Raw genomic sequence first — 18,987 nt, 5'->3', positions numbered from 1 at the left:
CCCCCATGCGCCTCAAGCTGGGCCGGCCCGCGCTGGGTCCGTACGCCGATCGCTTCGACGTGCCCGCGGCCAGCCCCGGACGGCTGGGCGTCACGTTCCTCGGGGTGGCCACGCTGCTGCTCGACGACGGCGAGTCCGCGGTGATGACCGACGGGTTCTTCAGCCGCCCCGGCCTGGCGCGGCTGGCCCGGGGCCGGATCGCACCGGACGCCCGGCGCATCGACGCCGCCCTCTCCCGGGTCGGGGTCGACCGGCTGCTGGCGCTCGCCCCGGTGCACACCCACTACGACCACGCCCTGGACAGCGCGGCGGTCGCCCACCGGACCGGCGCCGTCCTGGTGGGCGGCGAGTCCGCGGCGCACGTGGGGCGCGGCGGCGGCCTGCCCGAGGAGCAGGTGCAGGTCGTGGTGCCCGGCGAGCCGCGCACCTACGGTCCGTTCACGCTCACCTGGGTGGCCTCCGAGCACTGCCCCCCGGACCGGTTCCCCGGACCGATCACCGCGCCCGTGGTGCCGCCCGCGCGGCTGGGCGCCTACCGCTGCGGCGAGGCCTGGTCACTCCTGGTGGAGCACACCAGCGGCCACACCGCCCTGCTGCAGGGCAGCGCCGGCTACCTGCCGGGCGCGCTGGCCGGGCACACCGCTGAGGTCGCCTACCTCGGGGTCGGCCAGCTCGGCGTCCAGGACGAGGCGTACCTGCACGCCTACTGGCAGCACACCGTGCGCACGGTCGGCGCCCGCCGGGTGGTGCTCACCCACTGGGACGACTTCTTCCGGGGGCTGGACCGGCCGCTGCGCGCGCTGCCGTACGCCGGGGACGACCTCCGCGCCACGATGCGGGTGCTGAGCGGTCTCGCCGCCGACGACGGCGTCGCACTGCACCTGCCGCAGGTCTTCCGCCGCGAGGACCCCTGGGCGGACCTGCCCGCAGCCTGAGCGGCGACCCCGGCCCCACCTGCCGGCCGGCGCCGTTCACCCATCGGGACCCCTAAAGTCCACTGGTTTGCTCTACTTTAGGCTGGACGTCGGACGCGAGGCCCGAACCGGGTGCCGCCACCGGCACCGGAGCCCAGCCCCCAGATCAGGACCAGGAGCAGCCATGACCTACCGCCCCGAGACCCTCAACGTGCACGCCGGCCAGGAAGAGGCCGACCCGGCCACCAACGCCCGCGCGGTGCCGATCTACCAGACCACGTCCTATGTCTTCGACGACACCGAGCACGCCGCGAACCTGTTCTCGCTCGCCGAGCCCGGCAACATCTACACCCGGATCATGAACCCGACCCAGTCGGTCTTCGAGGAGCGGATGACCCGGCTCGAGGGCGGCGTCGGCGCGCTGGCCACCGCCAGCGGCTCCGCCGCGACGACGTACGCCGTGCTCAACCTGACCTATGCCGGCGACAACATCGTCGCGCTCTCCACGCTGTACGGCGGCACCTACGCGCTGTTCGCGCACACGCTGCCGCAGTTCGGCATCGAGGTCCGCTTCGTCGACCCCGAGAAGCCCGAGGACCTGGCCCAGCACGTCGACGAGCGGACCAAGCTGGTCTTCGGCGAGACCGTCGGCAACCCGAAGATCAACGTCGTCGACATCCCGGCCTGGGCCGAGGCCGCCCACGCGCTGGGGCTGCCGCTGATCATGGACAACACCGCCCCCACGCCGTACCTGGTGCGCGCCTTCGACCAGGGCGCCGACGTCGTCGTGCACGCCGCTACCAAGTACATCGGCGGCCACGGCACCTCGATCGGCGGCGTCATCGTCGACTCCGGCAAGTTCGACTGGGCCGCGCACAGCGACCGCTTCCCCGGCCTGACCAAGCCGGACCCGGCCTACCACGGCGCCGTGTGGACCGAGGCGGCCGGCGAGCTCGCCTACATCATCCGCGCCCGCACCGTGCTGCTGCGCAACACCGGCGCCGCGGTCGCGCCGCTGAACTCCTGGCTGTTCCTCCAGGGCCTGGAGACCCTGCACCTGCGCATGGAGCGGCACAGCCAGAACGCGCTCGCGATCGCGCAGTACCTCCAGGACCACGAGGCGGTCTCCTGGGTCAGCTACCCCGGCCTGCCCGACAGCCCCTACAAGGCCGTCGCGGACCGCACCTTCACCGGCAAGGGGTACGGCGGCCTGCTCAGCTTCGGCCTGCGCTCGGGCCGCGAGGGCGGCAAGAAGTTCATCGAGGCCCTGGAGCTCTTCAGCCACCTGGCCAACATCGGCGACGCCAAGTCGCTGGCGATCCACAACGCCACCACGACCCACAGCCAGCTCACCCCCGAGGAGCTCGTGGCCGCCGGCGTCCCCGAGGACATGGTCCGGCTCTCGATCGGCATCGAGCACCCGGAGGACCTGATCGCCGACCTCGAGCAGGCCCTCGCCGCCAGCAAGTGACCAGATGACCGGAGCTCTCGGGTACGTCGAGACGCAGCGGGCCGTCCTCGCCACCGAGGACGACCCGCTGCTCCTGCGTGGCGGCGGCCGGCTCGACTCCGTCGAGGTGGCCTACGAGACCTACGGCCGGCTCGCCCCGGCCCGCGACAACGTGGTCTTCGTCTGCCACGCCCTCACCGGAGACGCGCACGCCGCGGGGCTGCACCTGGGCGCCAAGCGGCGCGGCTGGTGGGACAACCTGATCGGTCCCGGCAAGGCGGTCGACACCGACCGGTTCTTCGTGGTCTCCGCGAACCTGCTCGGCGGCTGCTCGGGCACCACCGGGCCGCTGTCGACGAACCCGGCGACGGGCACGCCGTACTTCCTGGACTTCCCGATGCTGCACATGGCCGATCTGGTCGCGGTGCACCGCCGGCTGCTCGCCCACCTCGGCGTCGAGCGCCTGTACGCCGCGGTCGGGGGCTCCCTGGGCGGCATGCAGGTGCTGCAGTGGGTGATCGACGCCCCCGACGAGATCGACCGGGCGGTGCTGGTCGCCGCGTCGTCCCGGCTGACCCCGGAGAACATCGCGTTCTCCGCAGTGGCCCGCGAGGCGATCCTGAGCGACACGCAGTTCCACGGCGGGCGGTACGTCGAGCACGGCGTCGTGCCCCGGCACGGGCAGAAGATCGCCCGGATGATGGCCCACATCACCTACGTCTCGCCGCAGTCGCTGGAGGCCAAGTTCGGCCACCGCCGCGACAGCACCGGCACCGACTGGCGGATGGGGCCGGACTTCGCTGTCGAGCACTACCTCCAGCACCAGGGCGAGACGTTCCTGGACCGCTTCGACGCGCTGTCCTACCTGTACCTGACCCGGCTGCTGGACTACTTCGACCCGTTCCCCGAGGACGGCAGCGACGACGCCGCCAAGGCCGCCACCGAGGCGGCCCTGCGCCGCGCGCGCACCCGCTTCCAGGTCACCAGCTTCGACTCCGACTGGCGCTTCGACACCGGCCAGTCCCGGCGGCTGGCGGCCGAGCTCGAGCGGCTCGGGCACGAGGTGGACCTCGCCGAGCTGTCCTCGCCGTACGGCCACGACTCGTTCCTGCTCGAGCCGCCCGGCTACCACGACCGGATCCGCGAGGCCCTCCGCGCCGACCGGTGAACCACCGTTAACCTGAGCCGGTGACCGCACCGACCCGCCGGGAGCAGATCCTGGCCACCGCCGCGGGGCTGTTCGCGGCGCGCGGCTTCCACGGCGTCTCGGTCGCCGACCTGGGCGCGGCGTGCGGGATCACCGGACCGGCGCTCTACAAGCACTTCGCCTCCAAGGACGCCGTGCTCGCCGAGATGCTGGTCTCGATCAGCGAGGAGCTGCTGACGGTCGGCCGGGACCGGGTCGCCGCCGCGCCGGACCCCGCGGCCGCCGTCCGCGCCCTGGTCGACTGGCACGCCGACTTCGCGCTGGGGCACCGCCCGCTGATCGTGGTCCAGGACCGGGACTGGTCCTCGCTGCCGCACGAGGCCCGGGAGCGGGTCCGCGCCCTGCAGCGGGCCTACGTCGAGCTGTGGGCCGCCCAGCTGCGGCTGCTGCACGGCGGGCTCGACCCGGACCGGGCGCGGGCGATGGCGCACGCGGCGTTCGGGCTGCTCAACTCCACCCCGCACAGCGGCCTGCTGCCGGACCGGCCCATGCACGAGCTGCTGTGCCGGATGGCCGGCGCGGCGCTGGGCCTGCCGACGCCGGCCCCCACCCTTTAAGACTGAGTTTTAGGAATTCATTGACGGGCTGTCTGACAACTGGTTGGTTTCAAGAACCATCCTCAGACACCTCGCTCGCTCCTCTCCTTCCCCCGCGTCCGCCCCGGCGGTGCACACGGTGGTGCTCGCGACGCGTCCCTCGTGAAGGAGTCACATGTCCCTCCACCTTCGACGGCGCCGCTGGGCGGGGCGCGGACTCGCGCTGACCTGCTCGGTCGCGCTCGTCTCGGCCGCATTGGCGGTCGCCGAGAGCCCGAGCGTCACCGCAGCCCCGGCCACCCCCGGCGTCGTGCTCGACCGTCAGCCCGACGAGGAGGCGATGGTCGTCGAGGTCCTGCTCTCCGACACCGCCGAGATGGACCGCCTGGTCGCGACCGGCGTCGACCTCGAGCACGGTGTCGAGCAGACCGAGGCCGGGATCACCGTCCGCGCCGTCGTCACCGACAGCGAGATCGCGGCGCTGACCCGCGCCGGCTACACGTTCGGGGAGGTGCTCTTCACCTCCGCTGACTCCGCCCGGGCCCTCACCGAGCGCGAGTGGGCAGTCACCGCCGACAAGGCCGCGAACCGCTCGCTCGCCAAGGGCGCCACGGTGGGCGCGCGCCCGCTGCCCGGCTCCACCCCCGCTGACAGCTCCGACGTGCGGATCATCCGTGCGGACTACTACACGAGCTTCGGCACCGGCGTGCTCTCGGTCGAGGCCAAGTGGGCCGAGGGCCAGTCCGCGACCACCCCGCTGACCGTCGAGCGCGACAGCGGCCCCGGCACCGCCCTGGGCTCCGGCGGCACGCAGACCATCAACCGGTTCGTCGATGCCGGCGTGTACCTCTACCACCTCGGCGCCAGCAACGTGCAGGTCGACGTGCGCGGCGAGGCCATCCGCCCCGACCGGGTCCGGATCACCAGCCCCAGCGGCGACGTGGCGATCGTCAAGGTGAACGACTGGCTGCCGACCGGGTCGGAGTCCGACCCGTTCAAGGGCGCCGGCTACCAGGAGGACTTCATCTCGAAGTACCTCGTGCCCACCGAGCTCTACAGCCGGGTCGAGCAGCTCGCCGCGACCTACCCCCAGCTCGCCGAGGTCGTCGAGCTCCCGAACCGGTCCGCGGGCTACCGCCGCAAGGCCCAGGCGATGCTGGAGGCGTCCAACCGGATCGTCACCACCATCGACGGCCGCAACGTCGAGATCTCCTACGCCGCCGCGACCAGCGGCGACTTCGGTGCCCTGGCGCCGACCGGCGCGACCACGCCGGCCGCGGTCCCCGTGCGTCGTGTGAGCGCCGCCGCGAACACCGCCTGGCCGAACGCCACCCCCACCATGGGCTGTGGCCCGATCTCCGGGCTTCCGGCCGGCGCGATCGCGGTGATCGACCGCGGTGAGTGCAGCCTGGCCGACAAGGTCCTCAACGCCCAGAACGCCGGCGCGGGCGCGGTCGCGCTCGTGAACGCGACCACCGGCCTCGCCACCGCTCCCAGCGGCAGCGCCACGCCGACCGGGGCCACGACCCCGGTGACGATCCCGACCGTCGGGATCTCGCTCCAGGACGCCACCAAGGTCCGCAACGGTGGCAACACCGTCACCGGGCAGTTCGTCCCGGCGCCCGTCGTCGCGAACGACGCCCGGGTGGGCATCGAGTCCCGCGCCTGGGGCCACGAGGGCGGCAACGGCCTCACCGCCCAGATCGTCGACCCGGGCACGCCGAACGCGCAGCTGTCCGTCACGGTCGCCGGCACCTCGGTGACCGTGTCGGCCGCGACCGGCGCCGACGGCGCGATCACCACCACCGCGGCCGAGGTGGTGGCGGCGATCAACGCGAACGCCGCGGCCACGGCCCTGGTCGACGCCTACACCTACCGTGCGGAGACCGGGACCGGGGTCGTCCGGGCCACCCCGGTGGTCGCGCTGAGCGACAACCTCAACGCGCCGGCCTGGGTCTCCCGTGACCCGCACCCGGTCTACGCGCTGAAGATCGGCAAGACCCGCGACGGCTCCAAGCCCGGTGTCCTCGCCTACGCCCAGGAGCACGCCCGCGAGTGGGTGCCGCCGCTGGTCACCGTCGAGGTCGCGGAGCGCCTGCTGCGCAACTACGCCACGCACGCGCCGACCCGCGAGCTGGTCGACAACCTGGAGATCTGGATCGCGCCGTCCATCAACCCCGACGGTGGCCACTACTCCTTCTTCGACTTCGCCTCGCAGCGTCGCAACATGACCCGCCACTGCGCGAAGGGCGGCAACTACGACGCCACCGCTCGCAACAGCTGGGGCGTCGACCTGAACCGCAACTTCACCGAGTACAGCGCCCACGACGGGTACTCCGGCGCCTCGCCGACCAACTGCACCAGCGACACCTACGCCGGTCCCGCGGAGCTCTCGGAGCCGGAGGCGCGCAACGTCGACTGGATGATGGCGCGGCCGAACATGCGGTACTCGATGAACATGCACTCCTCGGGTGACTACTTCATGTGGGCGCCGGGCTCCTACAAGAGCGAGGGCCGGGTCACCGCTCCTCGGGCGACCGTGGGCGAGGAGGCCTACTTCTGGCAGGCCTCCGAGCGGATCCTGACCGCCATCAAGCGGGACCGCGGGATGACCGTGACCCCGGCGCGCACCGGTCCGATCGTCGACGTGCTCTACTCGGCGGCCGGCAACTCCGGCGACCTCGCCTGGTACAAGTACGGCCTGTACGGGTGGAACTTCGAGGTCGGCCGGACCTTCCAGCCGCCGTTCGAGCCGCTGGTCCCCACCGGTCCCGGCGCGCACCCGGAATCGCAGGAGTACGCCAACGGCATCATCGAGCTGCTCCGGGTGGCCCGGGCCCACGACGTCGACGTCACCGGCCCCACCTCGAAGCTGGAGTTCCTCGAGACGTCCGACCCGAGCGTCGTGGAGTTCGAGTTCAGCACCGACGAGGCGGCGGAGGTCTACTACACCACCGACGGCTCGGCCCCCACGAAGGCCAACGCCCAGCAGTGGCGGACCGCCGGTGACCGCGAGGGCGGCGAGCGGATCCGGGTGCCCGTCGGCACGAAGGTCTACTGGTACGCCGTCGACGCGTCCGGCAACGTCGAGGCGGGCTACAACCCGGCCGACGCCACGGACCAGCGCTACCGCAAGGCGATCGCCGACCCGGCCTGGCAGCTGAAGGCGGCCGTGTCGACCGTCGCCCTCAGCGTGAAGCCCACCCAGGTCAAGCAGGGCGGCAAGGCCACGGCCACGGTCTCGGTGACCGCGACCAACGAGTTCGGCCTGGCCCCCTCGGGCAAGGTCACGCTCAAGGCCGGTGGCGCCACGGTCGGGACCATCGACCTCGGTCCCGGCGGCAAGGGCAGCGGGCCGGTCGGTCCGTTCACCAAGGCCGGATCGGTGCCGGTCACCGCGACGTACTCCGGTGACGACCTGACCGCCGCGAGCTCCTCCGCGCCGGTCGTGATGCAGGTCAAGGCCGCCGCGAAGGTCACGTCGAAGGTCGCCGTGGTCAAGGTGGCTCCCGGCAGGATCACCCGCGGCACCCGGCCGCGGCTGACCGTCAAGGTCACCGCCTCCGCCGCCGTGAGCGGCAAGGTCGTCGTCCGTTCGGGCGGCAGGCTCCTCGGCACGGCGAAGGTGAACGCCAAGGGCCGGGCCGTGCTCACGCTGGCCAAGCTCGGCAAGCCCGGCCGGAAGACCCTCAAGGTCCGCTACACCGGCAGCTCGACGGTCAAGGCGTCCACGACCCGCAGGGTGGTGCGCGTGGTCCGCTGACCCGGCTCGGTTCGACCGGCGGGGCCGGCAGCACCTCGGGTGCTGCCGGCCCCGCCGCCGTTCCGGGTGGTCGTGGCGCCCGCCTAGAACAGGTGGTCGGCCGGCCCCGCGTCCTGCTCGAGCAGCTCCACGACCCGGCGGGCCCGCTCCACGGCGTCGAGCGCGACCGCGAGGTCGGGGTCGGCGGCCAGCGGGTCGGCCGCCGGAGCGGCCTGGTGATCTCCGCCCTGGCGCCCGTGCAGCCGGGCCAGCAGCTCCTCGCGCGGCAGCCCGCGCAGGTGCAGCAGCACGAACGGGTCGGCGTCGAGGAGCCAGGCGATCTGGTGCAGCACGCCGAGGGCGTGCGGGCAGGGGTCGGCCCACGCGTCGCAGGTGCAGGTGGTGCCGAGCTCGCCGCCGTAGGGCAGCAGCTCGACGCCGGCCTCCTCCGCGTGCTCGGCCAGCGAGTGCGGCAGCTCGCCGGCCAGCAGCGCCGCCACCCGCCCGGCCTCGGCCGCGACCGTCTCGACCAGCGCGTCCCGCTCCTCCTCGCCGAGCGGCGGGACGGCGCCGACCACCGTCCAGACCCCGCCGTCGTCCTCGACAGCTGCCACGAACCCGCCGGAGTCGACCTCGATCTGGCCGATCCGCCCCGAGCGGGACAGTCGGCGGCCCGCGGCCAGGTCCTCCGTGGCGTACGCCGCCTCCTCGACCGCGCGCACCCACGCCTTGCCCCACCAGGTGCCGGCCCGCGCCGCGGAGCGGCGGGCGGCGAAGCGGGGGTGCAGGACCGCGGTCATCAGTCGCCTGGACGCCCGGCGACGGAGTCGCCAGAACGCAGAGCGGCTGAGTCGCCTGGACGCCCGGCGACGGAGTCGCCAGAACGCAGAGCGACGAAGTCGCGCAGGTCGGCGTTGCTGAGCTCGGTCAGCGCGGCCTCGCCCCGGGCCAGGACCGCGTCGGCCAGGGCGCGCTTGCGGGCGAGGAGCTCGGCGATCTTCTCCTCGACCGTGCCGCGGGTGATCATCCGGTGCACCTGCACCGGGCGGGTCTGCCCGATCCGGTAGGCGCGGTCGGTGGCCTGCTCCTCCACCGCCGGGTTCCACCAGCGGTCCAGGTGGATGACGTGGTCGGCCCGGGTGAGGTTCAGGCCGGTGCCGCCGGCCTTGAGGGAGAGCAGGAAGACCGGGACGCTGTCCGGGTCCTCGGGGTCCTGGAAGCGGCGCACCATCGCCTCCCGCTCCCGCACCGGGGTGCCGCCGTGCAGGAACTGGTGGGGGACGCCGGTGTGGGTGAGGTGCGCCTGCAGCAGCCGGGCCATCTCGACGTACTGGGTGAAGATCAGCGCGGCCCCGTCCTCGGCGAGGACGGTCGCGAGCAGCTCGTCGATCAGGTCGAGCTTCTCCGAGCGGCCGGCCAGCCGGACCGCCCCGGACTGCTTGAGGAAGTGCGCGGGGTGGTTGCAGATCTGCTTCAGGCCGGTGAGCAGCATCAGCACCAGGCCGCGGCGGGTCGCCTCGTCCTCGGCCCGCTCGACCCGGGCCATGGTGTCGCGCACGAACGCCTCGTAGAGGACCACCTGCTCGCGGGTCAGCGACAGCGGGTGGTCGGTCTCGGTCTTGGCGGGCAGCTCGGGGGCGATCCCGGGGTCGGTCTTGCGCCGGCGCAGCAGGAACGGGTCGATCAGGTCGGCGAACTGGCGGGCCTTGGTGGGCTCGAGCCCGGACTCGATCGGCGCCGCCCAGACCTTGCGGAAGGCGTTGCGGCTGCCGAGCAGCCCGGGCGTGGCCCAGTCCAGGATCGCCCAGAGCTCGGAGAGGTCGTTCTCCACCGGGGTGCCGGTCAGCGCGACCCGGGCGGCCGAGGGGATCGTGCGCAGCGCCCGCGCCGTGGTGGAGCGGGGGTTCTTGACGTGCTGGGCCTCGTCGGCGACCACCAGTCCCCAGGGGACGGTCGCGAGCTCGGCGGCCGAGACCCGCATGGTGCCGTAGGTGGTGAGCACGAAGCCCGGGCCGGTCCGGGCCAGTCCGGCCAGGCTCCGCTCCCCGCCGTGGAAGCGGCGCACCGGCACGCCGGGCGCGAAGCGGTGCACCTCGGCCTCCCAGTTGCCGAGCAGGCTGGCCGGGCAGACGACCAGGGTCGGGCCGGCGCCGGCTCCCCCGGACCTCCGGGCCTGCTCGGCGCGGTGCAGGTGCAGCGCGATCAGCGTGACGGTCTTGCCCAGGCCCATGTCGTCGGCCAGACAGGCGCCGACGCCCAGGTCGGTCAGCTCGGCCAGCCAGGTGAGGCCCTGGCGCTGGTAGTCGCGCAGGGTCGCGGTCAGCCCGGCCGGGACCGGCACCGGCTCGCGTCGGGATGCCTCGACCAGCCGCTGGCGGTCGGCCAGCAGCGACGCGCCGACGACGACCTCCGCCTGCTCGCCGTCCGAGCCGGCGCCGGGCACGGGGGCGACGCCGGTGAGCGCGGCGGCGACCGCCTCCCCGGCGTGAGCGGTGCGCAGCAGCCGCTTGCGGGCCTTGCGCGCGGTGGCCGGGTCGACGACCGTCCAGCTGCCCCGCAGCCGCAGGATCGGTGAGGCGGAGCCGGCGAGCTCCTCCATCTCCTCCTCGGTCAGCGGGTCGCCGCCGACCGCCAGCTGCCAGCGGAACGCGAAGAGCGCCTCCCGGTTGAAGACCCCCTCCTGCAGCGGCTCCTCCTGCTGCTGCGGGGGGCCGGCCCGGTCGAGCACGGCGGTCGAGGTGAGGTCGCGGCCCAGGCTGCGCGGCCACAGCACGTCGACGCCGCGCTCGCGCAGCGCGCCCACGCCGTCCTGCAGGAGGCTGGCGATCTCGTCGCCGTCGAGGGTGATCTCGTCGGGGACGCGCAGCTCGAGGAGCCGGTCGAGCACCGGCCAGGCCTCCGCGGCGGCACGCAGCGCGATCGTGGCGTGGGTGCGGGCCCGGTCCCCGAACCCGTGACCGCCCTCCCCCGCGCCGTCCTCCAGCCACAGCAGCGCCGCGTCGCACACGTGCAGCGGGTTGCGCTCGTCGTGGACCTGGAGCACCAGCCGGACCGCGCCGGCGACCAGCTCCTCCTCGGCGGCCTCGACCCGCAGCGAGATCGAGACCAGCTGGGGCAGCTCGGCCCCGTCCCGGGCGCCGGGCGCGCGGTGCCGATCGATCCGGGCGCGGAGCCGGGCCCGGAAGTCGTCGGGGTCCGCCGGCTCGGAGCCGACCCCGGACCGCTCCGGCGCGGACGGGCGGGCCGGCGGCGGCACGGCCGGGCGGGTGGGGCGGCTCGGACGCAGCCGGGTGCGCGACGGCGCCACCGGGGCGCTGCGCGGCATCGCGTCGACGACCGCGTCCAGCACCCGGCGTACGACGTCGGCGGGCTCCTCGACCCCGTCGGCGAGCCGGGAGCCGGCCAGCAGGTCGATGCGCTCGCGGTCCTCGGCGGTCAGCGGGGCGACCCGCCAGCTCGGCGGGACGGTGTCGGCGGGCTCGAAGCGCCCGGCCGCCACCAGGCGCATGCCGAGCACGGCGGCCCCGGCCAGCAGCGAGACGCTCGGATGGGTGCCCTCGCGGGCCTGGGCGCGGGTGAGCACCGGCAGCGCGGAGCGCATCGGCAGCACGACCGTGCGGGCCCCGTCGCTGAACTCCACGACCCCGTCCCGGGGCGGCTCGGCCGGTCGGAAGAGCGCCGGACCGGAGACGGGGACGAAGCTCACGAGGGGTGACGGTAATCGGCGCTCCCGACATCTCCCACCGGACAGGTCACTAGGCTCCGGTCATGAGCATCCTCGAAGCCCCGATCGGCCGCCTCGACGGCACGCCCGCCACGCTCGGCGAACTCACCGGCGGCCGGCCCGCCCTCGTGGTCAACGTCGCCAGCAAGTGCGGCCTGACCCCGCAGTACGCCGGCCTGGAGAAGCTCCAGGAGCAGTACGCCGACCGCGGCTTCACGGTCGTGGGCGTCCCCTGCAACCAGTTCATGGGCCAGGAGCCGGGCAGCCCCGAGGAGATCGCCGAGTTCTGCTCGAGCACCTACGGCGTCACGTTCCCGATGACCGAGAAGGTCGAGGTGAACGGCGAGGGCCGGCACCCGCTCTACGAGACCCTGGTGACGACCCCGAACGAGGCCGGCGAGGCCGGCGACGTGCAGTGGAACTTCGAGAAGTTCCTGCTCGCCGCCGACGGCACGGTCGTCGCCCGGTTCTCCCCCCGGGTCGAGCCCGAGGACCCGGCGCTCGTCGACGCCGTCGAGCGTCTCGTCGGCTGACCCGGCGCCCGCCGGGGCATCTCCCGGCGCCCAGCACCACCGATCTATTCCCGAGCACCCCCGTGAGAGATCCCACCCCCTCACGGGGGCCTTCGGTGTGTGCGTTCGGGACCTGCGCCCCTAGCCTCATGCGGTGAGTACCGACACCGCACCCTCCCCCGCCCCGGGCGCCGACAAGCTGGACCGCGGCGTCCTCGTCGTCGCCGGCGTCGTCGTCCTCGGCGCCATCATGTCGATCCTGGACGTCACTGTCGTCTCGGTGGCCCTGGAGACCTTCCAGCGGGAGTTCGACGCCACGACCGCGCAGGTCGCCTGGACGATGACCGGCTACACGCTGGCCCTGGCCAGCGTCATCCCGCTGACCGGCTGGGCCTCCGACCGGTTCGGCACCAAGCGGCTCTACCTGATCGCGATCGTGCTGTTCGCCGCCGGCTCCGCGCTCTGCGCGCTGGCGACGTCGCTGGAGATGCTGGTCGCGTTCCGCGTCCTGCAGGGCCTCGGCGGCGGCATGCTGGTCCCGCTCGGCATGACGATCCTGACCCGGGCCGCCGGCCCGGAGCGGATCGGCCGGGTGATGGCCGTGATGGGCATCCCGATGCTGCTCGGCCCGATCTTCGGCCCGATCGTCGGCGGCGCGCTGATCGACAGCGCCAGCTGGCACTGGATCTTCCTGATCAACATCCCGATCGGCGCGATCTCGCTGGTGTACGCCGCCAAGGTGCTCCCCTCGGACGCTCCCGAGCCGTCGGAGTCCTTCGACTGGCTGGGCATGGTGCTGCTCTCCCCCGGTCTCGCCCTGTTCCTCTACGGCGTCTCCACCATCCCGGAGACCGGCACCATCCTGGACGCCGAGGTGCTGGTCCCGGCGATCATCGGCCTGCTGCTCATCGCCGCCTTCGTGCCGTGGGCGCTGGCCCGCCGCAACCAGCACCCGCTGGTCGACCTGCGGCTGTTCGAGAACCGCAACATGACAGTCGCGATCCTGGCGATGACGCTGTTCGCGATCGCGTTCTTCGGCGCCAGCCTGCTCTTCCCGCTGTACTTCCAGAACGTCCGCGGCGAGGGCGCGCTGAACGCGGGCCTGCTGCTCGCCCCGCAGGGTCTCGGCGCGATGCTCGTGATGCCGCTGGCCGGCATCCTCAGCGACAGGATCGGCCCCGGCAAGATCGTGCTGCCCGGTGTCCTCGTGATCGCGATCGGGATGGGCATGTTCGCCACCCTGGACCACGAGACGTCCTACCTGTTCCTGATGGCCGCCCTGTTCGTGATGGGCCTGGGCATGGGCGCGACGATGATGCCGATCATGTCCGCGGCGCTGCAGACCCTGCGCGGCCACACGGTCGCCCGCGGGTCGACGCTGCTGAACATCGTCCAGCAGGTCGCCGCCTCGATCGGCACCGCGATCTTCTCGGTGCTGCTCACCAACGGCATGAAGAACGACGTCGACCTGAGCTCGCCCGCGACGATCCCGGCCGACATCGCCGGCGTCTTCAGCGACACGTTCTGGATCGCGGCCGTGATGATCCTGGTCGTGCTGCTGCCGGCGTTCTTCCTGCCGCGCCAGAAGGCCGAGCGGCCGGTCGACCCGACCGTGCTGGCCGGTCACTGACCGCAGGCCGCACCTGACGACGCCCGGCGTGGCGGCTGCTCCGGCAGCCGCCGCGCCGGGCGTCCGTCGTCAGTCCCGCAGCCGGGGCAGCACGTCGCGGGCGACCGTCTCGAGCACGGCCTCGGTCCCGACGTACGCCGTGTCGGTGCGGGGCCAGTGCGTGATCAGGTCGGTGAAGCCCAGCTCGCCCACCCGGCCCGCGACCTCCTCGAAGAAGCCCACGCTCGCGAGGGCGTACCGGCCGGTGCCGGACAGGTGCGGGGTCGCGTCGGTGATGACGGCGCGCGGCACCGCGGCCGGGTCCCGGCCCGCCTCGACCAGCGCCTCGCCGAAGGTGGCCGCCGCGGCCGCGAGCCCGGCGCACCACGCGTCGAGCGAGTCCGCATCGGCCGGACCGGTCGTCACCCACGCGTCCCCGGCCCGGGCCGCGAACCGCAGCGACCGGGGACCGTTGGCGGCGATCAGGTACGGCGTACGAGCCAGGCCGCCGACGGTGCGGGCGTCCTCGGTGCCGAACCAGCGGCCGGAGCCGCTCACGTGGTCCTCCGTGCGCAGCCGGTCCAGCAGCCCGACGAACTCCTGGAACCGGTCGACCCGCTCCCGCACGGTCAGCGGGTCGCCGCCGAGCACCTGCGCATCGACGTTCCCGCCCACGCCGAGCCCGAGCACGAACCGGCCGCCGGAGATGTCCTCGAGGGCCTGCGCGTCGCGGAACAGCTGGTAGGGGTGCCGGAAGTTCGGCGCCGCCACCAGGGTGCCGAGCCGGATCCGGGAGGTCACCGCGGCCGCCGCCGCCAGGACCGGGGTGGCGCCGCCCCACGGCCGGTCCGGGAGCCCGCCCCAGACCAGGTGGTCGTAGGTCCAGGCGTGGTCGAAGCCCAGCTCCTCGGTCGCGGTCCACCGGCGCGAGGCCTCGGCCCAGGGGACGTCGGGCAGCAGGGTCAGGCCGAAGCGCATGGGTCGACCCTAGAGGTCGGCTCCGGCCGGCTCAGGCCGGCACGGGGCGCCCTCGACGGTGGGGCCACGCGACGGCGGCCAGCAGCGCGGCGCCGGCGACCGCCAGGACCGCTGCCCACCGGGCCGGGTGGTCGGACTGCAGCACGATGAGGATCAGCGGGACGATCGTCACCGCCATCGCCACCACCAGCAGGCGGAAGCCCTGGTGACCGGTGACCACCGCACACGCCGTCCAGAAGAGGACCAGCAGCACCGCCAGGGCGAGCACGGTCCAGCCGTCGGTGCTCAGGTCCCGGGTCTCCGACATCAGCCAGTCGGCACCCTCGTCGCCGGACCCGCTCGGTGCCATCGCCACTTGGAAGGCCGACTCGAAGGCGAGCGCCCCGGTGAGCGTCGCGAATCCCAGGACCGTGACGGCGCCGGCGGTCACCGCGCTCACCGCGCGGATCGGGAACCGCCAGGTGAGCGCCGCGGCCAGCACCGCGAAGGCGGTGAGCGCCAGGGTGGAGCCGATCAGGTGCGGGTCGTCGGCGTCGCCGAGCGGCAGCACGTCGTCGACCGCCTGGCCGAAGACGACACCGGCGGCCAGCACCCCGGTGACGGCGAACGGCGCCCGGCCGGTCAGGGCGAGGCCGACGCCCGAGAGCACCAGGACCACGAGGCCGCCGACGTACGCCGTGACCTGGGCGTCGTCGAGGATCACCGCGATCATCAGGCCGACCGAGGCAGCCCCGAACGCGCCGGGCCACGCCACCAGGTCGGTCGCGGGGTCGTTGGGGCGGCCGGCGGCCCGGCCGAGCAGGTGGGCGCCGGCGGCCAGCGCGAGCAGTCCGGCGGCGGCGAGCACGCCGACCGCGACCATCGACCCGACCAGACCACCGTCGTCGCGGCCGTGGAGCGTCGCGAGCACCACGGCGGTGGCCAGCAGCGCGACGCCCAGCGCGACCAGCGGACGGTCCCGGTCGCGGTGCCAATCGCGGGCGGGAGCAGCCGGGGCCGCGGGTGGGGGCTCGGGAGCGGCGGGCGAGGCGAGGTGACCGTCGGGGCCGGGATGCGTCATGCGGCAGAGGGTAGGGGCGATCCCGACCGGGCGGGCCGGAACCGCGGCCTGCGCCGGGCGGTCCGGGTCAGGAGTCCGAGGCGAGCGCGAGCGGGAGCACCGCCCCGGCCCCGGCCTGGCGCAGCGCCCGGGCCGCGACCGTGAGGGTCCAGCCGGTCACCACCCGGTCGTCGACGAGCAGCACCCGGGCGCCGTCCGGCACCTCGGCGGCGAGGTCGTAGCGGCGCCCGACCGCGGCGACCCGCTGGGCGGAGTTCATCGCGCCCTGCCCGGGGGCGACGTCGGGGTCGACGATCGCGAAGCGGCCCAGCAGCGGCACCCGCAGGTAGCGGGAGAGCCCGTCGGCGAGGTCGCTCACCAGCGTGGGCCGGGTCGCGGACTCGACGACGACGATGCCGTCGACCCGGGGCCGCCAGTCCTCCAGGACTGTCACGACCGCGCGCACCAGCGGCACCGGCACCGGGCCGTCGGGGGTCTCGGCGCGGAACAGGTCGCGCAGCGCCTGGCCGTGGCCGAGGTCGGTGAGCCGGGCGACGACCCGGCCAGGCTCGGCCCCCTCGGAGATCTTGCCCTTCCAGTCGATGCCGAGGTTGGCCAGCGCGGTCGGCCACATCTTCCGCGGCTCGAGCACGACGCCCGGCCGGGAGAGCCGGGCCCCGGCCTCCTCGACCGCGGCCTCGGAGACCGTCGCCGGCAGGTCCAGGCCGCCGCAGTTGTCGCAGCGCCCGCACGGACCGGCGCCGGGGTCGTCGAGCTGGGCCCGCAGGAACTCCATCCGGCACCGGTCGGTGGCGATGTAGTCGAGCATCGCGCGCTGCTCCCGCTCACGGGCCTCGCTGACCCGGCGGTAGCGCTCCTCGTCGTAGGACCAGGGCTGGCCGGTGGACTCCCACCCGCCGCGGACCCGGCGTACGGCGCCGTCCACGTCGAGGACCTTGAGCATCGTCTCCAGGCGGTTGCGGGTCAGCTCGACGTAGGTCTCCAGGGTGGCGGTGCTCAGCGGCTTCCCGGCGTCGGCGAGCACCGCCAGGGTCTGGCGGACCAGCTCCTCGCGGGGGAAGGCCAGCGAGGCGAAGTAAGCCCAGATGTCGCGGTCCTCGGGGGCGGGCAGCAGCACCACGACCGCCTCGTCGGTGCCGCGGCCGGCGCGGCCGACCTGCTGGTAGTAGGCCACCGGGGAGTTCGGCGCACCCATGTTGACCACGAACCCGAGCGTCGCGTCAAAACCCATCCCGAGCGCGCTGGTCGCCACCAGCGCCTTGACCCGGCCGGCGGCGAGGTCCTGCTCGAGCGCCTGCCGCTCGGTGGGGTCGGTCTGGCCGGAGTACGCCGCGACGTCGTGGCCGCGCGAACGCAGGTAGTCGGCGATCTCCTGGGTCGCCGCGACGGTGAGCGTGTAGACGATGCCGGAGCCGGGCTGCTCGGCGAGGTGGTCGGCCAGCCAGGCCAGCCGCTGCTCGGCGGTCTTGAGGCGGACCACGCCGAGCCGCAGCGACTCCCGGTCCAGGGAGCCGCGCAGCACCAGGACGTCGCGCCCCAGCTGCTCGGCCACGTCAGAGGTGACCCGCTCGTTCGCGGTGGCGGTGGTGGCGAGCACCGGGATCCCGTCGGGAAGCTCGCCCAGCAGCGTGCGGATCCGGCGGTAGTCGGGGCGGAAGTCGTGGCCCCAGTCGGAGATGCAGTGCGCCTCGTCGACCACCAGCAGGCCGCAGGTCGCGGCGAGCCGGGGCAGGACCTCGTCGCGGAAGCCGGGGTTGTTGAGCCGCTCGGGGCTGACCAGGAGCACGTCGACCTCGCCGGCGCGCACGGACTCCTGGATCGGGTCCCAGTCCTCGATGTTCGTGGAGTTGATCGTGACCGCGCGGATGCCGGCGCGCTCCGCGGCCGCGATCTGGTTGCGCATCAGCGCCAGCAGCGGCGAGACGATGACCGTCGGCCCGGCGCCCTGCTCGCGCAGCAGCAGCGTCGCCACGAAGTACACCGCCGACTTGCCCCAGCCGGTGCGCTGCACGACCAGCGCCCGGCGGCGGTCGACCGCGAGCGCCTCGATCGCCGACCACTGGTCCTCGCGCAGGACCGCCTCGCCCTGCCCGTCCCGGGGCCCGACCAGGGCGCGCAGGTGCGCCTCGGCCTGCTGGCGGACGTCGGTACGGGTGGGACTCGCGGAGGTCATCCCCCGTGTCTACCAGCGGGCGCCCCCGGGCCTCGTACTCAGGCCGCCGGTCCCCGGTCGCGTACGTCGGCCACGCTCGCCATCGCGCCGCGCAGCTCCTCGAGCCAGTCGCCCTCGTGCTGGCCCACCAGCCGCACGCACCAGGCGAGCGCGTCGGCCCGGGACCGCGCCACGCCGGCCTCGACCAGCGTGTCGAGGACCATCCGCTGCGGCTGCCGCAGCCGGGTCATCACCGGCGCCGCGACGTGGGTCCACAGCTCGGCGTGGTCGCCGACCTGGACCCCCCACGAGACCTTCGTCTCGTAGCGGTGCTCGGCCTCGCGGGCGATCTGCATCCGCTGCTCGCGGGTGTCCTCGCGGAAGGCCTTGGCGCGCCCGGCCCGGGCCTCGGCGAGGGCTGCCTCGCCGGCAGGACCGTCCCCGCCGGTGCTCAGCTCGACGTCGGGGATCGTGAGACGGACCGTGATCTCCTCACGGTCGATCGTGACGGTGGGCGGAGCGGTCTGCCACTCCTCCGGGAGGCGACCGGCGAACCAGCCGGCCACGCGCTCCCGCATCTCCTGTGTAATCATGATTACAGCGTTACACGGGAGTGGTGACGGGGCTCAGTGCTCGGGCCGGCGCGCGACTCCCAGCCGCTCGCAGGCCGCGTCGTAGAGCGCCACGACCTCGCGCCGGATCTCGGCGCGCTCGGTGATCGGGCCGCCGGGCCAGGCGACCCGGACGTCCTCGACGCCCTCGGCGGTGGTCGCCCGCCAGTGCCCCGCCTCCGCATCCGCGCCGGTCATCTCGGCGTCGGTCGCGTCGGCGCGGGCGAAGGCCCGCACGATCAGCAGGCTGTCGGCGGTGTGGTCGTCGTTCATGTGCCGGCACACGGCCGCGACGACCTCGGCGGGAAAGGTGCTCATGGCCGGCAGGCTAGCGGCGAGCCGCCGCCGGTCGACCCGCCGCCCGGGGGGCAGCGGTGAGCTGGCCACGGTTCCGGCCCCCCAAACGGTGGCAGGCTCACCGCTCCCGCCGAGCCACCCCGGGCAGCGGTGAGCTGGCCACGGTTCCGGCCCCCCAAACGGTGGCAGGCTCAC

At 74.0% G+C, this 18,987-nt stretch carries 14 protein-coding genes; 7 read left to right on the top strand and 7 right to left on the bottom strand.

Translation table 11 applies throughout. The features are described from left to right. Nucleotides 1–5 precede the first annotated feature (5 nt). The 5 genes from EBO35_RS00280 to EBO35_RS00260 all read left to right on the top strand — a co-directional run bounded on the left by EBO35_RS00280 (nt 6) and on the right by EBO35_RS00260 (nt 7,870). Nucleotides 6–935, top strand: coding sequence for an MBL fold metallo-hydrolase (locus EBO35_RS00280; protein WP_122815956.1), 930 nt, complete (start codon nt 6–8; stop codon nt 933–935). A 163-nt stretch (nt 936–1,098) separates the two neighbouring features. After that, nucleotides 1,099–2,385 (top strand): O-acetylhomoserine aminocarboxypropyltransferase/cysteine synthase family protein, encoded by a 1,287-nt coding sequence (locus tag EBO35_RS00275; protein WP_122815955.1) that lies wholly within the window; start codon nt 1,099–1,101, stop codon nt 2,383–2,385. Between the two features lie 4 nt (nt 2,386–2,389). Next, entirely contained in the window at nt 2,390–3,532 is a 1,143-nt protein-coding gene (gene metX, locus EBO35_RS00270) for a homoserine O-acetyltransferase MetX (RefSeq protein WP_122815954.1), read from the top strand. Nucleotides 3,533–3,552: 20 nt separating this feature from the next. Then, on the top strand, nt 3,553–4,128 hold the full coding sequence (locus EBO35_RS00265; RefSeq protein ID WP_122815953.1) for an SACE_7040 family transcriptional regulator: 576 nt from the start codon (nt 3,553–3,555) through the stop codon (nt 4,126–4,128). 154 nt (nt 4,129–4,282) lie between these two features. Further along, nucleotides 4,283–7,870, top strand: a complete 3,588-nt coding sequence (locus EBO35_RS00260; protein ID WP_122815952.1) for a M14 family metallopeptidase — start codon at nt 4,283–4,285, stop codon at nt 7,868–7,870. Between the two features lie 83 nt (nt 7,871–7,953). On the opposite strand, the gene EBO35_RS00255 is transcribed toward EBO35_RS00260, so the two are convergent. Continuing rightward, nucleotides 7,954–8,649, bottom strand: coding sequence for an SWIM zinc finger family protein (locus EBO35_RS00255; protein ID WP_241153789.1), 696 nt, complete (start codon nt 8,647–8,649; stop codon nt 7,954–7,956). Then, nucleotides 8,649–11,555 (bottom strand): DEAD/DEAH box helicase, encoded by a 2,907-nt coding sequence (locus EBO35_RS00250; protein ID WP_122815951.1) that lies wholly within the window; start codon nt 11,553–11,555, stop codon nt 8,649–8,651. Before EBO35_RS00250 ends, EBO35_RS00255 begins: the two co-directional genes overlap by 1 nt. Nucleotides 11,556–11,617: 62 nt before the next feature. On the opposite strand from EBO35_RS00250, the gene EBO35_RS00245 reads away from it, so the two are divergent. Both EBO35_RS00245 and EBO35_RS00240 read left to right on the top strand, forming a co-directional pair. Then, nucleotides 11,618–12,106, top strand: coding sequence for a glutathione peroxidase (locus EBO35_RS00245; RefSeq protein WP_122815950.1), 489 nt, complete (start codon nt 11,618–11,620; stop codon nt 12,104–12,106). Between the two features lie 133 nt (nt 12,107–12,239). After that, nucleotides 12,240–13,715 (top strand): DHA2 family efflux MFS transporter permease subunit, encoded by a 1,476-nt coding sequence (locus EBO35_RS00240; RefSeq protein ID WP_122815949.1) that lies wholly within the window; start codon nt 12,240–12,242, stop codon nt 13,713–13,715. A gap of 69 nt (nt 13,716–13,784) precedes the next feature. Here EBO35_RS00240 and EBO35_RS00235 read toward each other — a convergent pair whose 3' ends face one another. From EBO35_RS00235 to EBO35_RS00215, 5 genes are all read right to left on the bottom strand, one after another. Beyond that, nucleotides 13,785–14,672: an LLM class flavin-dependent oxidoreductase gene (locus EBO35_RS00235; RefSeq protein WP_122815948.1), complete on the bottom strand. Its 888-nt coding sequence runs from the start codon at nt 14,670–14,672 to the stop codon at nt 13,785–13,787. A 31-nt stretch (nt 14,673–14,703) separates the two neighbouring features. Then, a complete protein-coding gene (locus EBO35_RS00230; RefSeq protein ID WP_122815947.1) occupies nt 14,704–15,732 on the bottom strand; it encodes a hypothetical protein in 1,029 nt (342 codons plus the stop codon). 67 nt (nt 15,733–15,799) lie between these two features. Then, nucleotides 15,800–17,905, bottom strand: coding sequence for a RecQ family ATP-dependent DNA helicase (locus EBO35_RS00225; protein ID WP_122815946.1), 2,106 nt, complete (start codon nt 17,903–17,905; stop codon nt 15,800–15,802). Between the two features lie 38 nt (nt 17,906–17,943). Further along, nucleotides 17,944–18,477 carry a hypothetical protein gene (locus EBO35_RS00220; RefSeq protein ID WP_164477730.1) on the bottom strand — a complete coding sequence of 178 codons (534 nt, stop codon included), beginning with the start codon at nt 18,475–18,477 and terminating at the stop codon, nt 17,944–17,946. A gap of 33 nt (nt 18,478–18,510) precedes the next feature. Then, complete coding sequence (locus tag EBO35_RS00215) at nt 18,511–18,813, bottom strand: DUF2470 domain-containing protein (RefSeq protein ID WP_122815945.1); 303 nt, start codon at nt 18,811–18,813, stop codon at nt 18,511–18,513. Between the last annotated feature and the right edge of the window lie 174 nt (nt 18,814–18,987).

This window comes from Nocardioides pantholopis (assembly GCF_003710085.1).
Lineage (GTDB): Bacteria > Actinomycetota > Actinomycetes > Propionibacteriales > Nocardioidaceae > Nocardioides > Nocardioides pantholopis.
This window is presented reverse-complemented; position numbering and strand designations above follow the sequence as displayed.

Bases quoted from the DNA above. Each gene is read 5' to 3' on its own strand.
- EBO35_RS00260 (WP_122815952.1), top strand. From the start codon at position 4,283: ATGTCCCTCCACCTTCGACGGCGCCGCTGGGCGGGGCGCGGACTCGCG.
- EBO35_RS00230 (WP_122815947.1), bottom strand. From the start codon at position 15,732: ATGACGCATCCCGGCCCCGACGGTCACCTCGCCTCGCCCGCCGCTCCC.
- EBO35_RS00245 (WP_122815950.1), top strand. From the start codon at position 11,618: ATGAGCATCCTCGAAGCCCCGATCGGCCGCCTCGACGGCACGCCCGCC.
- EBO35_RS00235 (WP_122815948.1), bottom strand. From the start codon at position 14,672: ATGCGCTTCGGCCTGACCCTGCTGCCCGACGTCCCCTGGGCCGAGGCC.
- metX (WP_122815954.1), top strand. From the start codon at position 2,390: ATGACCGGAGCTCTCGGGTACGTCGAGACGCAGCGGGCCGTCCTCGCC.
- EBO35_RS00255 (WP_241153789.1), bottom strand. From the start codon at position 8,649: ATGACCGCGGTCCTGCACCCCCGCTTCGCCGCCCGCCGCTCCGCGGCG.
- EBO35_RS00225 (WP_122815946.1), bottom strand. From the start codon at position 17,905: ATGACCTCCGCGAGTCCCACCCGTACCGACGTCCGCCAGCAGGCCGAG.
- EBO35_RS00215 (WP_122815945.1), bottom strand. From the start codon at position 18,813: ATGAGCACCTTTCCCGCCGAGGTCGTCGCGGCCGTGTGCCGGCACATG.
- EBO35_RS00275 (WP_122815955.1), top strand. From the start codon at position 1,099: ATGACCTACCGCCCCGAGACCCTCAACGTGCACGCCGGCCAGGAAGAG.
- EBO35_RS00220 (WP_164477730.1), bottom strand. From the start codon at position 18,477: ATGATTACACAGGAGATGCGGGAGCGCGTGGCCGGCTGGTTCGCCGGT.
- EBO35_RS00280 (WP_122815956.1), top strand. From the start codon at position 6: ATGCGCCTCAAGCTGGGCCGGCCCGCGCTGGGTCCGTACGCCGATCGC.